The 16,142-nt window shown below is 54.6% G+C and carries 15 protein-coding genes; 8 read left to right on the top strand and 7 right to left on the bottom strand.

Going from position 1 to position 16,142, the window contains the following annotated elements; all coding sequences use genetic code 11:
- Position 1: 1 nt before the first annotated feature.
- Positions 2–754 carry a molybdopterin-synthase adenylyltransferase MoeB gene (gene moeB / locus E2F51_RS14530; protein WP_134823792.1) on the top strand — a complete coding sequence of 251 codons (753 nt, stop codon included), beginning with the start codon at positions 2–4 and terminating at the stop codon, positions 752–754.
- Between the two features lie 137 nt (positions 755–891).
- Positions 892–2,454: a sensor domain-containing diguanylate cyclase gene (locus E2F51_RS14525; protein ID WP_134823791.1), complete on the top strand. Its 1,563-nt coding sequence runs from the start codon at positions 892–894 to the stop codon at positions 2,452–2,454.
- 51 nt (positions 2,455–2,505) lie between these two features.
- Here the strand turns inward: E2F51_RS14525 and E2F51_RS14520 are convergent, their stop codons facing one another.
- The 7 genes from E2F51_RS14520 to ompX form a co-directional block, all read right to left on the bottom strand.
- Positions 2,506–4,098: an ABC-F family ATPase gene (locus E2F51_RS14520; RefSeq protein ID WP_041691954.1), complete on the bottom strand. Its 1,593-nt coding sequence runs from the start codon at positions 4,096–4,098 to the stop codon at positions 2,506–2,508.
- A 165-nt stretch (positions 4,099–4,263) separates the two neighbouring features.
- Entirely contained in the window at positions 4,264–5,817 is a 1,554-nt protein-coding gene (locus E2F51_RS14515) for an efflux transporter outer membrane subunit (protein ID WP_134823790.1), read from the bottom strand.
- 1 nt (position 5,818) lies between these two features.
- Entirely contained in the window at positions 5,819–7,387 is a 1,569-nt protein-coding gene (locus E2F51_RS14510; RefSeq protein ID WP_105759398.1) for a DHA2 family efflux MFS transporter permease subunit, read from the bottom strand.
- Complete coding sequence (locus E2F51_RS14505; protein WP_371732132.1) at positions 7,384–8,538, bottom strand: HlyD family secretion protein; 1,155 nt, start codon at positions 8,536–8,538, stop codon at positions 7,384–7,386. Before E2F51_RS14505 ends, E2F51_RS14510 begins: the two co-directional genes overlap by 4 nt.
- A 198-nt stretch (positions 8,539–8,736) precedes the next feature.
- Positions 8,737–9,852 carry an SLC13 family permease gene (locus E2F51_RS14500; RefSeq protein ID WP_013201462.1) on the bottom strand — a complete coding sequence of 372 codons (1,116 nt, stop codon included), beginning with the start codon at positions 9,850–9,852 and terminating at the stop codon, positions 8,737–8,739.
- 25 nt (positions 9,853–9,877) lie between these two features.
- The gene (gene mntR, locus E2F51_RS14495) at positions 9,878–10,330 is read right to left on the bottom strand and encodes a manganese-binding transcriptional regulator MntR (protein ID WP_013201461.1); all 453 of its coding nucleotides are present in this window, start codon (positions 10,328–10,330) and stop codon (positions 9,878–9,880) included.
- Between the two features lie 190 nt (positions 10,331–10,520).
- Positions 10,521–11,036 (bottom strand): outer membrane protein OmpX, encoded by a 516-nt coding sequence (gene ompX / locus E2F51_RS14490; protein ID WP_013201460.1) that lies wholly within the window; start codon positions 11,034–11,036, stop codon positions 10,521–10,523.
- 365 nt (positions 11,037–11,401) lie between these two features.
- Here ompX and rhtA point away from each other — a divergent pair, with 365 nt between their 5' ends.
- The 6 genes from rhtA to glnQ all read left to right on the top strand — a co-directional run bounded on the left by rhtA (position 11,402) and on the right by glnQ (position 16,048).
- Entirely contained in the window at positions 11,402–12,295 is an 894-nt protein-coding gene (gene rhtA / locus E2F51_RS14485) for a threonine/homoserine exporter RhtA (RefSeq protein ID WP_013201459.1), read from the top strand.
- 386 nt (positions 12,296–12,681) lie between these two features.
- Positions 12,682–13,185 (top strand): DNA starvation/stationary phase protection protein Dps, encoded by a 504-nt coding sequence (gene dps, locus E2F51_RS14480; RefSeq protein WP_013201458.1) that lies wholly within the window; start codon positions 12,682–12,684, stop codon positions 13,183–13,185.
- 88 nt (positions 13,186–13,273) lie between these two features.
- Entirely contained in the window at positions 13,274–13,537 is a 264-nt protein-coding gene (locus tag E2F51_RS14475) for a DksA/TraR family C4-type zinc finger protein (protein WP_013201457.1), read from the top strand.
- Positions 13,538–13,834: 297 nt separating this feature from the next.
- On the top strand, positions 13,835–14,581 hold the full coding sequence (gene glnH, locus E2F51_RS14470) for a glutamine ABC transporter substrate-binding protein GlnH (protein ID WP_013201456.1): 747 nt from the start codon (positions 13,835–13,837) through the stop codon (positions 14,579–14,581).
- A gap of 88 nt (positions 14,582–14,669) precedes the next feature.
- The gene (glnP, locus tag E2F51_RS14465; protein WP_013201455.1) at positions 14,670–15,329 is read left to right on the top strand and encodes a glutamine ABC transporter permease GlnP; all 660 of its coding nucleotides are present in this window, start codon (positions 14,670–14,672) and stop codon (positions 15,327–15,329) included.
- Complete coding sequence (gene glnQ / locus E2F51_RS14460) at positions 15,326–16,048, top strand: glutamine ABC transporter ATP-binding protein GlnQ (protein ID WP_013201454.1); 723 nt, start codon at positions 15,326–15,328, stop codon at positions 16,046–16,048. The genes glnP and glnQ overlap by 4 nt, the downstream gene beginning before the upstream one ends.
- Positions 16,049–16,142 lie beyond the last annotated feature (94 nt).

Raw genomic sequence — 16,142 nt, 5'->3', positions numbered from 1 at the left:
CATGCTGCCTGAACTCAGCGACGAAGAGAGCCTGCGCTACAATCGCCAGATTGTGCTGCGCGGCTTTGACTTTGACGGCCAGGAGAAGCTGAAAGCCGCTAAAGCGCTGATTGTCGGACTGGGCGGGCTGGGATGTGCCGCCGCGCCCTACCTCGCTTCCGCTGGCGTGGGCCAGCTTACGCTGCTCGATTTCGACACGGTTTCGCTCTCCAATCTGCAGCGGCAAATTTTGCATCGCGACAGTGCGATTGGCCAGGCGAAAGTCGATTCTGCCCGCCAGCAGTTAAGCCAGATCAACCCGCATATCCGCCTCGACGCCATCAACCAGCAGCTGGATGATGCGCAACTGGCTGAGCTGATTGGCCAGCAGGATGTGGTGCTGGACTGTAGCGATAATGTGGCCACCCGTGAACAGCTGAACCGGCTATGTTACGCCAGCAAAACGCCGCTGGTGTCGGGCGCGGCCATCCGTATGGAAGGGCAAATCGCCGTCTTTCGCTGGCAGCAGGATGAACCCTGCTATCGCTGCATCAGCCGCCTGTTTGGCGATGCCACGCTCAGCTGCGTCGAAGCGGGCGTGATGGCGCCGTTGGTCGGGGTGATTGGCTCGCTGCAGGCAATGGAAGCGATTCGCGTGCTGAGCGACTTTGGCAACCCGGTGCCGGGAAAACTGCTGATGTATGACGCGATGACGCTGCAATTCCGCGAAATGAAGGTGGCGAAAGATCCGGCCTGTGAGGTCTGCGGTCACTGATATTTTCCTCTGCTTGTTGGGCGTTTTTGCTACTAAGCGCCCACTTCTGCTCTTTTTCCACAGTTAAAACAACGCCCTTTACCCGCAGCCACTATAGTTAGGCGAGTTAATGCCGGTACTAAAGGAGCGTTTTGTTTATGACCGCGGAGCCCCGTCCACAGCCAGACGTCAACCTGCTCAACCTGAGAAAGATGCTGATTGTCTTTCTGCTGGTGATTGGTGGTGCAGTGGTGATGGTCACGGCCTGGGTGGTGTTCAACACCTGGGAACGGATGGTCGACGAGACGCAAAACGATGCGCGCAACCTGTCGCAATCCGTTTCCCGACAGGCGGAAGACTCCTTTTTGCAGGTCGAACTGACCTTACAGGATCTGCGCGATCGCATTACCCTGGTGGGTCTGGATAAAGAGCGGCAGGAATACCTGCGTTCGCTGATTACCGATCGCAAGGCGTCACTGCCACAGCTGCACGGGCTGTTTGTGTATGACAGTCAGGGCAACTGGGTGGTGACGTCAGAAGGCGCGCTAAAGCAGCACAGCAACAATCAGGATCGTGAATACTTTCGCTATCATCAGCAGCATACCGATCCCGGTGTGCATATCAGTGAGGTGATCCGTAGCCGCACTACCGGCGCATTGATTATTCCGGTTTCCATGCGGCTGAATAATAGCGATGGCTCCTTCCGTGGCGTGCTGTTGGCGACCCTGCGCATCGACTATTTCCGGCAGATATTTGGCTATTACAATCTTGGCGAGCGAGGGTTAATTGCGCTGATCGTCAATAACGGCACTATCCTTTACGCCCGTCCCTTCCCTGACAGCACCATCAACCGCAATATTGCCAATAGCCCGTTATTTACCGATCTGCTTAAAACCTCGCCGAATGGGACCGCAACCTATAAGTCGGCATTAGACGGCGTGGAACGGGTGTTTGGCTATGCCAGCCTCAAACGTTATCCGCTGGTGGTGACCGTCGGTTACGATCGTAAGCAGCTGGTTCATGCCTGGTTTACCGATCTGCTGATCTATCTGATCCTCTGCTGTCTGCTGCTGCTGGCGATTTTTGTGCTGGGCTATTTCCTGCTGCGCAATCTTAGCCAGAATATCCGCGATCAGGCCGAACTGGCTCAGGTGCGTGAACAGCTCACCAGCATGAACCGCACGCTGCAAACGCTGGCACTGGTAGACAGCCTGACCGGGTTAGCAAACCGCAGACAGTTTGACCTCTATCTGGATCGGGCGATGGAACGCGCCAATAAGCTGCGAAAACCGCTGGCGCTGCTGATGATTGATGTCGACTCCTTTAAGAACTTCAACGACACCTATGGGCACCTGTCCGGCGATGACTGCCTGAAACGCGTCGGTGATGCGCTACTGCAGGTGTCACACCGGTCGGACGATATGATCGCCCGTTACGGCGGCGAAGAGTTTGCGGTGATCCTGCCAGACTGCGAGGGTGAAGGCGCCCTGCGCTTTGCCCGCTCAGCCCTTGAATCGGTGGCGGCCATGGCCATCCCCCATCAGAATAGCCATCACGCGGCTAAAATCGTCACCATCAGCATTGGCGTCCACGTAATGCAGGGTGGCCTGCCGGAAAACTCACGCCATGCGTTGATTGGTCAGGCCGATAAGGCGCTGTACCAGGCGAAAATGTCCGGTAAAAACCGGGTTGAGATGGGAGAACTGCACGCAACCCAATAAAAAAGGGACCCGAAGGTCCCCTTGTTGCGTTCTGTCAGTTCTGAGTCGAAATCAGTTGATGCCCTGACTGCGCAGATAGTCTTCGTAGTTACCGGTGAAATCGTTGAATTTGCCTGGCGTCATTTCGATCACGCGGGTTGCCAGCGAGCTGACGAATTCACGGTCATGGGAAACGAACACCAGCGTGCCTTCATACATCTCCAGCGCCATATTGATCGCTTCGATGGATTCCATATCCAGGTGGTTGGTCGGTTCATCCATGATCAGCACGTTTGGTTTTTCCATCATCAGCTTACCAAACAGCATGCGGCCTTTCTCACCACCGGACAGCACTTTAGCGGGCTTTTTGATGTCGTCCTGGCTGAACAGCAGACGACCGAGGATGCCACGCACAGCCTGCTCGTCATCGCTTTCCTGCTTCCACTGGCTCATCCAGTCGAACACGTTCAGATCGTTGGCGAAGTCGTGAGCATGATCCTGTGCGTAATAGCCGATACGGGCATTCTCAGACCATTTCACTTCACCGTTATCCGGCTGCAATTCACCGACCAGCGTTTTCAGCAGCGTGGTTTTACCGATACCGTTCGGGCCCAGAATGGCCAGCTTCTCGCCGACTTCCAGCAGCAGGTTAACGTTCTTGAACAGCGGACCCTGATCGAATCCCTTGGTCAGTGACTCAAGCTGCAACGCATTACGGAACAGCTTCTTGTCCTGATCAAAACGAATGAACGGGTTCTGACGGCTGGAGGCTTTCACTTCATCCAGTTTGATCTTGTCGATCTGCTTGGCACGGGAGGTCGCCTGACGGGACTTCGAGGCGTTGGCGCTGAAGCGGCTGACGAAAGACTGCAGTTCGTTGATCTGCGCTTTCTTCTTGGCGTTCTCAGACAGCAGACGCTCACGTGACTGCGTTGCCGCGGTCATGTATTCATCATAGTTGCCCGGATAAACGCGCAGCTCGCCATAGTCCAGATCGGCCATATGGGTGCAGACCATGTTCAGGAAGTGACGGTCGTGCGAAATGATGATCATGGTACTGTTACGTTCGTTCAGCACCTGCTCCAGCCAGCGAATGGTATCGATGTCCAGGTTGTTCGTCGGTTCGTCGAGCAGCAGGATTTCCGGGTTGGAGAACAGGGCCTGCGCCAGCAACACACGCAGCTTCCAGCCGGGTGCCACTTCGCTCATTGGGCCGTAATGCTGCTCCAGCGGAATCCCCACGCCTAACAGCAGTTCGCCAGCGCGGGCTTCTGCGGTGTAACCGTCCATTTCGCCATATTTGACTTCCAGATCGGCCACTTTATAGCCGTCTTCTTCGGTCATTTCTGGCAACGCATAAATGCGGTCGCGCTCTTCTTTCACTGCCCACAGCTCGCCGTGGCCCATGATCACCGTATCCAGCACGGAAAACTCTTCGAAGGCGAACTGATCCTGGCGCAGCTTACCGATGCGTTCGTTGGGATCGAGCGATACGTTGCCGGCAGAAGGAACCAAATCCCCACCGAGGATTTTCATAAAGGTGGACTTGCCGCTACCGTTGGCACCGATCAGGCCATAGCGGTTGCCGCCGCCAAATTTGACAGAGATGTTTTCGAACAGCGGCTTACTGCCAAACTGCATGGTGACGTTGCTGGAAACTAGCACATGATTGCCTTTCGTTTGCGATGTGAGTATGTGAACCAGCGCGCATTATGCCAAAAAAAAGGGGCGGCGAATACACCGCCACCCTTTCCACTGTCTTTAGTTCAGTTTACTGGCTTTCAGCTCGCCATGAACACGCTGGTAAACTTCAGCGTTCGGACATGAAGGTTAATTAATCGGCTTGTCGGCGCTCTCCGCCGGGCCGAATACCGAATAGTCCGGCATCTTCACGTTCTGATAAAGCTCCCAGCCGCCGCCGAGCGCCTTATACAACGCAACCAGATCCAGGCTGCTCTGCACGCGGGCCTGGGCGGCCTGCTGCTTGGCCTGTGCCAGCTGACGCTGCGCATCCAACGCGTCAATAAAGGTTGAAAGCCCCTGTTTGTAGCTGTCGCTGGCCAGGTCGAAGGCGTTCTGCATTGCCTCGACAGTTTGATCCAGCCCTTCCACCTGCTGCTGATCGGTACGGTAGCTGACCAGCGCATTCTCCACGTCCTGAAGCGCCGTCAGCACCGTCTGACGGTAACCTAACGCGGCACTGGCCTGATCCGCTCGGGCCAGCTTGACGCTGGAAATCAATCTGCCGCCCTGGAAAATCGGAATCGATACCGATGGCCCGAAGCTGTAGAAATTGCTGCTCCAGTTATCCAGATAGCTGATATCCGAGTTACGCATGCCAAACTGCCCGGTCAGTGACAAATCCGGGAACAGCTGCGCCACCGAGACGCCGATATTGGCGGTGGCGGCATGCAGCTTCGCTTCCGCCTGACGCACGTCAGGTCGCCTTCTGGCCAGCGTCGACGGCAAACCGACCGGCACCACTTTCGGCAGCGGCGGTAAAGGTTTACTGGCGATCAGCTCTGCGTCGAGGGCGCCCGGCGGCTTACCGATCAGCACCGCCAGACCGTTCAGGGCCTGATGGACCTGCGACTCGTATTGCGGCAGCTGGGCTCGCAGCGAATTTAACTGCGCGCGGGCGTTTTCCACGTCCATTTGCGGCGCCAGACCATTACGCTGCTGGCTTTGCGTCAGCTCAAACGTCTGCTGAGCGACATCGATCTGCGTTTGCAAGGTCTGGCTGACGGACTGCGCGCCACGCAGTTGCAAATAGGTTCTCGCCACTTCGGCTTCCAGCGACACCAGCGCATCGTTGCGGCTTTCGACCGACTCCTGCTGCTGAGCATCGGCCATTTCGACCTGGCGACGGACTTTGCCCCACAGATCCAGCTCCCAGGAGGCATCAAAACTGCCCTGGTAGAGCGCCACCGGCTTGGTCAGGCCGTTCAGCGCCGAGCTGACCTGCGGATCAACATTATCGGCCTGATCGTAGACGCCATTGGACTCCAGCTCGCCCTTCAGGCCCAGCTGTTCGCGTTTCGCCGAGGCGTTGGCATTGACCGAGGGATACCACGCACCGCGCGCCTGATTCAGCTGCTGACGCGCACCGGCAATACGCAGTACCGCCTGCTGCAGGCTCAGATTGCCGGCAATGGCCCGGTCGATCAGGCTGTCAAGTTGCGGATCGTTAAACGATTTCCACCAGTTGGCGTTGGTGGCGCTGGCCTGGGGATTGGAGCCGCTGTCGTTTTTGATGCTGTTAAAGGCCGCAGGCGTTGACGGCTTCGGCGCCTGATAATCAGGCCCGACCGAGCAGGCAGACAGGGCCAGCGTGGCCACCACCGCGCTAAGCCGCGAACGCAAAAAAGGAAGATAAACGTTCATGTCAGTGTGCTCCAGCACTGCCCTCGCTCTTAATCGGCGAAAGTAGTAAACAAAATGGAATAAGGATCAGGGCGACAAGGCTGAGGCCCATAAAGACGTCGACATAGGCCAGAATACGCGCCTGAGCAATCATCTCTTTATACAATTGTCCGGTGGCAATGGTGACCGGATCGCCCACCGCCGTGGTGAAATCCCGGACGCCCTGCGCCCAGCGCTCGACGGTCAGATTGAACGGTTCATTCAGCGGCGACATGTTATGCACCATATTGGCGCTGCGCACCTGCGCGCGTTCGGTAATCATCGCCGTTGACAGCGAAATGCCGATGGAGCCCGCGACGTTTCGACACATGGTAAACAACGCGGAAGCGTCCGCGTTAAGCCGTTGCGGGATCGTGACAAAGGCGATGGTGGTCAGCGGCACAAACAGGAATCCCAGCCCAATCGTCTGCGCACTGCGCATCAGCACCAGCGTGGTGAAGTCGACGTTGGGCGTCAGCGTTGCCGAATAGACAAAGGAGACAAACAGGCAGGTAAAGCCAAAGGCAATGATCCACCGGGTCTGAATAATCGGCATCAGCTTAAGCACCAGCGGGATCGACAGCACGATCAGCACCGCGCCGGGCGACAGCACTAACCCCGACCAGGTGGCGGTGTAGCCTAAATCCTGCTGCGCCAGCTGCGGTATCACCACCGAGCTGCCGTACAGAATAGCCGCCATCCCGGCCATCAGCAGGCTGGCGACGGCAAAGTTCTTGTCCTTGAGGACATGCAGATCTACCACCGGTTTTTTGGCATACAACAGCCAGTAAACGGCACCGACCAGCCCGATAGCGGTCAGCACGGCAAAGGTAATGATAAAGTTCGAGCTGAACCAGTCATCATCTTCCCCGCGATCCAGCATCACCTGCAAACAGCCAAGGCCCAGCGTAATCAGCCCGATACCGATGTAATCGATACTGAGCTTACCTTTCGCCCATTTGCGTTCCCACGGCGGATCTTCCAGCAGCTGATAGATCGCCATCACGCTGAAAATCCCCACCGGGATATTGATAAAGAATACCCAGCGCCAGCTGTAGTTATCGGTGATCCAGCCGCCGAGCGTCGGACCCAACACCGGAGCCACAATGATCGCGATCGACGAGAGGCCAAACGCTTTGCCGCGATCTTCCGGTTTGAAGTAATCCAACAGCACCGACTGCTGTACCGGCTGTAAACCGCCGCCGAAGAAGCCCTGCAACACCCTGAACAGGATGATTTGCCACAGTTCGGTGGCAATGCCGCACAGGAAGGAGCAGATGGTGAACATCACGATGCAGATCAGGAAGAACTGCTTGCGGCCAAACATGCGGCTGAGGAAGGCCGAAATCGGCAACACGATGCCGTTGGCCACCAAGTAAGAGGTCAGAACCCAGGTGGATTCATCGTAACTGGAAGAGAGCGACCCGGCCACGTGCGGCAGCGCCACGTTGACGATGGTGGTGTCGAGGATTTCCATAAACACCGCCAGCGTCACCGTCATGGCGACCAGCCAGGGATTGCTGGCCGGCTTCCAGCTTTCGCTGTGACTCATTCCACCGTCACCTTCGGTTCAACCGACAGGCCCAGCGGCAGCGGCTTGTTCGGATCCAGACCTTTATCAATCACGATTTTGACCGGCACGCGCTGCACAATCTTCACGTAGTTGCCGGTGGCATTCTCGGATGGGAAGGTGGAGAAGCGCGAGCCCGATCCCATCTGGATACTGTCGACGTGCCCTTCCAGCTTCATATCCGGCCAGGCATCCACGGTGATATCGACTTTGTCGCCCGGCTTCATGCGTTCCAGCTGCGACTCTTTGAAGTTAGCGGTGACCCACACATCCGGTGACACCAGCGAGAACAGCGCGGTGCCCGCCTGTACCAGCGTCCCCACCTGCACATTACGTTTGGTGACGAAGCCATCATATGGCGCACGCACTTCGGTATAGGAGAGATTGAGATTGGCGGTATTCAGCTGGGCCTGGGCCTGCTCGACCTGCTGCTGACGCGCCTCAACATTGGTTTCCTGTTGACGGATCTGCAGTTTAATCTGCGAAGCGACTTCGACCTGCGCTTTGGCGCTTTCGAGTTCAGCCGCCGCACTTCTTAACTGCGAATTGGCGGCATCGATATTACGCTGCGAGGTGGCACGGGGATCGACACCGCGCTGACGCCGGTAATCTTCCTGCGCGTTCATGTAATTGGCCTGCGCTTTCGCCTGCTGGGCGACGGCCTGATCTTTCTGCGCCGGATACTGCACCTTCGAAAGCTCCAGTGAAGCCTGCGCCTGGTGAAGCTGTGCGACAGCCAGCCCAAGTTGAGCCTGTGCCTGATCGCGTTGCGCTTTGTTGTCACGCGGATCGATTACCACCAGCAAATCGCCTTTTTTCACCCGCTGGTTATCTCTGACCCGCAGTTCGGTGACATACCCGGACGCTTTAGGCGCGATGGTGATCGCATCCGATTCCGTAAAGGCATCGTCTGTGGTTTCAATATTTCGCGTGGTGAACCAGAAGAACAGCGCCACAACGATCGCTATCACCACCACCACCGCCAGAATAATCAGCGGTTTTTTGCCGGGGCGTTTACGTTCGGGTGGCTCGTTATTGTCCTGTTGCGGGTTGTTGTCCTGCTGCTGGTTGTCATCCTGCTGACGCTGGTCGTCATCTGACCCATTATTCGATTGATTAGCCATAATTCTCATCAGTTAGCGAAGCCCATACCGGGCCTGAAGTCACTCAAGCTGTCTTAACAATAGAAGGAAAACTGACAAAATCAAACACAGCTTTACGACACTATACAGGATGAAAATCAGGGCAGGAAAGAGCGCCAGACAGCCCTAGTAGGCAACCTGACGCATTTAATGGCCGACCGGCCGGTGTGAACTCAGACTTTCCTCAGATCAGACCGCATTTAATATCAAAAGCAGTCCCCAACCAACCGCCATCGCCCAGGCCAGCATCGGCACCGAATAGAGATGGAAATGCCACCAGATGCTGCGGTCTTTTGCCATGCGCAGGGCAATCAGATTCGCCAGCGAGCCGGGTAACAGCCCAAAGCCACCGATGTTGACGGCCCAGGCCATCAGCGTGGTGGCAGGCAGGCTGCTCAGCAACAGGATCGTCGCCGGGACATTACTGATCGCCTGAGACAATCCGATGGCCAGAAGATACTGACCTCCTGCGGACAACTGGGTAATGTGGTGCAGTGAGCTTTGCAGCGCGGGCAATCGCGTCAGTAAAAACACATCAATAAACATCGCGATAAAGACCGCCAGCAGACTCCAGTCGATATTCAGTAGAATCCGCCGCGCCATCAGCATAAACACCGCAAATACCAACGCCAGACCCCAGATGGCCTGATCCAACTCCAGCGCGACGATAAACAGCCCATACAGGATCACACTGGCGATCATCAACGGGCGCTGCCACTGCGGACTGTCCTGCTCACCTGACAGCTCAATTTTCCTGGCGGAAAAACAGAGTGCGGTTAACAGCAGCAGGCTGGCGACCATCACGGCCGCCAGCGGCAGCATCTGCCAGACGAAACCGGCGAATCCGGCCTCACCGTGGCGCCACATCAGAATGTTCTGCGGATTGCCGATGGGGGTTAATAACGAGCCGGCATTAACGGCCAGCGCTTCGAAGATGATCAGCCTGGCGATGGGTAACGTAGAGTAGCGACGCAGCGACAGCGTCAATGGCACCAGAATAAACAGGGCGACATCGTTGGTCAGAAAGGTCGACAGCAAGGCGGCTGCGGCAATCAGGAACAATGCCAACGTGCGTTGGCGATGGAAGCGTTTGACCAGCCTGCGACCCAGCACATCGAAGTAACCACTCGCTTCGATGCCTTTGGTGAGCATCAACAGGCCACACAGGGTGATGATGGTCGGCCAGTCAACCGCCCGGGGAAGCTGCTGCAGTGAGAATGGAGCAAAAAAGGCCAGTATCAGGCCCAACAGAACTAACAAATGCAAAAAGCGGTCTTGCAAAAAAGGTCTGAGCAGCGTTGCCATAAGGACTCACTGAGAAGGGATCGGGTTATTGACGGCTTTCGTAAAACTTCTGGAAAATAGCCAGGGTTTCATCACTGACATGATGCTCCAGCCCTTCCGCATCACGGCGCGCGGTGTCAGGACTGATCCCTAACGCCAGTAAAAAGGTTTCAACAATATAGTGCCGTTTGCGGCTCTCTTCCGCTAACGCCTCACCTTCCGGCGTCAGAAACACGCCACGATAAGGAATTTGCTCAACCAGCCCACCAATGGCCAGTCTTTTCAACATCTTAGCCACGGTCGGTTGTGACACACCCAGCCGGGCAGCCATATCCACCTGACGGGCTTCGCCATACTGGCGGATTAAATCGGAAATCAGCTCAACATAGTCATCAATCAGCTCGCGACGATGGGCTTCACGTACCTGGCGGAAGCCTTCGACATGCTCTTCGATATCTTTTAGTGGCGCGGGCGCTGCACTTTTGGCGCGACGACTCATTCAGCTTCCTCTTCTTATTCTCGGATACCCAAGTAGCGCATAACGGCAGCGGGTGCCACATTGTAAACTAAGCTCATAGAAGCACAAATATTCGCTTAAAAGCGTCAGTTACTGCAGACAGACAAAAAAAATCCGCCACTGAGGGCGGATTTTTTATAGCACCAGTCAGGCTGGGCTTGAGGGTGACAACTTAGAAGCTGTAACCTACGCCAGCAATCCAGGTGCCAACGTCAACATTACGGATGCGGCTCTGCTCGTAACCAACGTCCAGGGCAACATCCTGAATGCCTGGGTTGAACTGCATGCCAGCACCGTAGGAGAAACCTACGTCGCTTGAATCAGATTTGTCACGGCTGGTAGTAGAGTTCTGCTGGAATTTACCGTAGCCGATACCTACAACACCATAGATGCTTGCCCAGTCGTTCAGACGGTAAGCAGGACCACCAGTGATACCGTAGTACTGGCCTTTGTTATAGATGCCAGCGTCAGTGTTATCTTTTTCGGTGTAGGTGAAAGAGCCGATCCAACCCAGTGGATCGCTGCCGTTTTCGTAACGATATTTCAGGTTGAAGCCGTTTGCTTTGTTAGCAACGCCCTGGTAGTCGCTCTGAGCGTAGCCGCCAGAAACGGTGCTTTGTGCCATTGCTGAACCAGCTGAAACGGCCAGTACACAAGCCAGTGCGGAAAGACATGCAATTTTTTTCATAACCACCTCAAATGTGAAAATACTTATTCTCCTGACAACGCTGAAAATATAACAAAACTTAGCCAGAAACTCTGCCTAGATTTTGTTGTCCAACACAATGTTTGGTGTAACAGGACGTTAATGATGGTTCGTATGTCATTCTTTTCTCTTATGATTATCGAGTTCCCTTCACCTTGTCATCATAATGTAAAAAAATGTGCACTCAGATTATTCTTACTAAAATCTGACGTTTCTTTACTGAAACGGCCCTGTTTTTGACAGTTTCTGGACTTTTTTATCCGCCTTTAGATCCGTTTTTAGCCCCCTTCCAGTACACTCAACGGAACTTTTTCCCAAAATGATGGACGAATAAGGTTGGTTCACGGATGTCTTCTGCTGATAAATCTCCACTCTGGCTCCCTGTTGTTGTTCTGCTGATTGCCATGACCTCTATTCAGGGCGGCGCGGCGCTGGCGAAAACCCTGTTCCCTGTGGTTGGCGCGCCCGGCATTACCGCCTTGCGACTGGGGCTGGGCACCGTCATCCTCTGCATTATCTTCAAACCCTGGCGTTTACGCTTCAGTCGGCAGCAGTTTTTACCGCTGTTCCTGTATGGCCTGGCGCTGGGCGGCATGAACTACACCTTCTATTTAGCGCTGCGCACCGTGCCGTTGGGCATTGCGGTGGCGCTGGAGTTTACCGGTCCGCTGGCGCTAGCGCTGGCCGGCTCAAGAAGACCGCTGGATTTCGTCTGGGTGTTGCTGGCGTTACTTGGGTTGTATTTCCTGCTGCCGATTGGTCAGGACATTTCAAGCGTCGATCCAAAAGGGGCATTATTGGCGGTGGTGGCCGGCGCCTTCTGGGCCGTGTATATCCTGGCCGGTAAGCGTGCAGGGTCTGAGCATGGTCCGGCGACCGTGGCGATGGGATCGCTGATCGCCTCGGTGATCTATGTGCCGGTTGGCCTGGCGTTTGCCAGCGCCGGGCTGTGGAGCCTGTCGCTGATCCCGGTCGCGTTACTGATTGCGGTGCTGTCCAGCGCACTGCCCTACTCGCTGGAAATGATGGCGTTAACGCGCTTACCTGCTAAAACCTTTGGCACCTTGATGAGTCTCGAGCCGGCGATGGCTGCGCTGTCAGGCATGCTGTTCCTCGGCGAGATCCTCAATTTCGTTCAGTGGCTCGGCCTGCTGGCGATCATTCTGGCCTCTGCAGGTTCAACGCTAACCATGCGTTCTTCAAAGCAGAAAATAGATCCCGTCAGTGAGATCCGCGAATAAAACTTCAGATAATTCTTGCCCCTGCAGTGGGGTAAGGATTTTAATCATCGTGTAACACGACGATTATTAAAAGCGGACCATCGTGTTGATTCAACGGGCAGAAATATCCTGCAAGGGTTATTCATTAAAAATAACGCGCGAGTTGACTGGGGTTTAATAACACCCTTAAAAGCCCTATAAATTAGCACCTTATAAAAACAACCTTGAGTGAGAATATTTATCACTCGCATTTTATTTGTCTGAATTCGTTTAATATCCAACCGCCTGGACGTGAAAGGCCTGCTCTATACAACTAATAGGCAGTAACTTTCCGGCAGAGTTAAAAACCGCTGCTATACTTATTCTCGTACTTAATTAGGACAACCACAATTAAGAGGATATTAATGATGAGTACCGCTAAACTGGTTAAAGCAAAATCTCCTGATCTGATTTACACCCGCAACAACGTGGCCGACGACGAGAAAAAAGCCACCATCGAGGTGCTTAATCGCATAGTTACGGAATTCATTGATTTGTCCCTGATCACCAAGCAGGCGCACTGGAATATGCGCGGCGCAAACTTTATCGGTGTGCATGAGATGCTCGACGGTTTCCGTACCGCGATTACCGACCATCAGGATACGATTGCAGAACGTGTTGTGCAGTTAGGTGGCGTGGCACTGGGCACCACCCAGATTGTTAACGACAGAACACCGCTGAAAAGTTACCCGCTCAATATCCACAGCGTGCAGGATCATCTTAAAGCGCTGGCAGAACGTTATGCCGTTGTTGCAAATGATACCCGCAAGGCAATCTCTGAAGTAGAAGATGAAGACACTGCAGATATCTTTACCGCGGCATCCCGCGATCTGGATAAATTCCTGTGGTTCATCGAATCCAATATCGAATAATGTCGGTCGCCGCGTTTAGCGCGGCTTGAAAGAGCGATTACAGAGCAGATGGCGTTTTCCATCTGCTCTTTTGCATCTGGAGGTCAGTATGGCAAGTGGATGGGCACGTGACGATGCCGTTCAGGAACAGATCGATTCCACCATTGATGATGCCGTATCGCGCGCGCGACGGGCCATCCATCACGGTGTGAGCGCGGAATATTGTGAACATTGCGGTGAGCCAATCCCCGAAGCCCGCCGACTGGCCCTGCCCGGCGTGCAATATTGCGTACAGTGTCAGCAGCAGCGCGACAACCAGCAGGCGGCATCGCTGTATAATCGCCGTGGCAGTAAAGACAGCCAGTTGCGCTAGTCCCCACGCTTTTCACAGATAAACAAGACTTCGTTAACACTTATTCAATTTCCTCCTTCACTATCAGTTGTTTTTATCCCTCAGTTTGTTAAAAGAAACCCTGCACCATAATGGTTACACTGCACCAAAGTAGCGCACCATAATGATGCATCGTGGATTTCCCTGCTTCCCAGCCCGGCTTAAATTGACTCAACGTGCTGTTTTCAATATATTTTGAAAAGTTGGCATAATATTTTCATATGGCTGCTGGCACTCAATCAGGCAAAGACCTTGCCTGACGGCAAAAAGGATAAAAAGATGAAGTCGATTGTTAAGTTTTCCCTGGCTGCGCTGACGTTGGCGTTTGCCGTCTCTTCTACCGCCGCAGAAAAGAAATTGGTTGTCGCAACTGACACCGCCTTCGTTCCTTTCGAATTTAAACAGGGCAACGAATACGTTGGCTTTGATGTCGATCTGTGGGCCGCTATCGCCAAACAGCTGAACATCGAATACACCCTGAAGCCAATGGACTTCAGCGGCATTATCCCTGCGCTGCAGACCCGTAATATCGATCTGGCGCTGGCCGGTATCACCATTACCCCGGAACGCGAAAAGGCGATTGAATTCTCCGATGGCTACTACAAAAGCGGCCTGCTGGTGATGGTAAAAGCCAACAACGATAAGATCAAAAGCATTGCCGACCTCGACGGTAAAGTGGTGGCAGTGAAGAGCGGCACCGGTTCGGTGGATTACGCCAAAGAGCACATCAAATCCAAAGAACTGCACCAGTTCCCGAATATCGACAACGCCTACATGGAGCTGGGCACCAACCGTGCTGACGCCGTGTTGCACGACACGCCAAACATCCTGTACTTCATCAACACGGCCGGCAAAGGCCAGTTCAAAGCGGTAGGCGAGTCGATCTCCGCTCAGCAGTACGGCATCGCCTTCCCGAAAGGCAGCGACGAGCTACGTGAAAAAGTGAATGGCGCACTGAAAGTCCTGCGCGAGAACGGTACCTACAACACGCTGTATAAAAAATGGTTCGGCAGCGAGCCTAAATAATTCAATTTTTTGCAGTCTTTAACGCAGGCTCAGGCCTGCGTTTTTTCACCACCACCAGAATATGTTTTTTGATCCGGAGAAATAAAGCATGCAGTTTGACTGGAGCGCTATCTGGCCCTCGATTCCGGCCCTGCTTGAAGGCGCCCGACTGACGCTGTGGATTTCGGTCCTCGGTTTAGTCGGCGGTCTGATAATTGGCCTGGTAGCCGGCTTTGCCCGTGCTTATGGCGGCTGGATATCCCGCAATATCGCACTGGTATTTATTGAACTGATCCGCGGTACGCCAATTGTCGTGCAGGTGATGTTTATCTATTTTGCCCTGCCAATGGCCTTTACCGACCTGCGCATTGACCCGCTCAGTGCAGCTGTGGTCACCATCATGATCAACTCCGGCGCCTATATCGCTGAGATTACGCGCGGTGCGGTGCTGTCTATCCATAACGGTTTCCGTGAAGCGGGTCTGGCGCTGGGCCTGTCCCGCCGCGAAACGCTGCGCTACGTGATTATGCCGTTAGCGCTGCGTCGTATGTTACCGCCGCTGGGTAACCAGTGGATTGTCAGCATCAAAGACACCTCGCTGTTTATTGTGATTGGCGTGGCGGAACTGACCCGTCAGGGACAGGAAATTATTGCCGGAAACTTCCGTGCGCTGGAAATCTGGAGCGCCGTGGCCGTTATCTATCTGTTTATTACCCTGATGCTGAGCTTCATTCTGCGTCGCATTGAGAAAAGGATGAAAATCCTGTGATTGAATTTAAAAACGTCTCCAAGCATTTTGGTGAAACCCAGGTGCTGCACAACATCGACCTGACCATTCAGCAGGGCGAAGTGGTGGTGATTATCGGCCCGTCCGGATCCGGTAAATCCACTCTGCTGCGCTGCATCAACAAGCTGGAAGAGATCACCAGCGGCGAGCTGATTGTCGATGGTTTGAAGGTTAACGATCCGAAAGTCGACGAGCGCCTGATCCGTCAGGAAGCCGGCATGGTGTTCCAGCAGTTCCACCTGTTCCCGCAGATGAACGCGCTGGATAACGTGGCCTTTGGCCCCATCCGCGTGCGCGGCACTAAAAAAGCCGAGGCGCACCGTCTGGCGAAAGAGCTGCTGGGCAAAGTTGGCCTGGCCGAACGTGCCCATCACTTCCCGTCTGAGTTGTCCGGTGGACAACAGCAGCGCGTGGCGATTGCCCGTGCGCTGGCGGTGAAGCCAAAAATGATGCTGTTTGATGAGCCGACCTCCGCGCTGGACCCGGAATTGCGTCATGAAGTGTTGAAAGTGATGCAGGATCTGGCGGAAGAAGGCATGACCATGGTGATCGTCACGCACGAAGTGGGCTTTGCCAAGAAGGTCGCCTCGCGTCTGATCTTTATCGATAAAGGCCGTATTGCGGAAGATGGCAACCCGGATGAGTTGATCGACAACCCGCCGAGTGCCCGTCTGCGCGAATTCCTGCAGCACGTTTCCTGATCCCCCAGGGCGAACCCCGGTTCGCCCTGTTTTTCACCCACCTTATCTTAACGTGCCCTCTTTACCTTTTGCTGACGCTGAGCCGACTATACTT

The organism is Erwinia sp. QL-Z3 (genome assembly GCF_004551645.1).
GTDB classification, from domain to species: Bacteria; Pseudomonadota; Gammaproteobacteria; order Enterobacterales; family Enterobacteriaceae; genus Erwinia; species Erwinia billingiae.
Note: the sequence above shows the minus strand (reverse complement) of the source record. Positions and strands in the feature narration are given on the sequence as shown.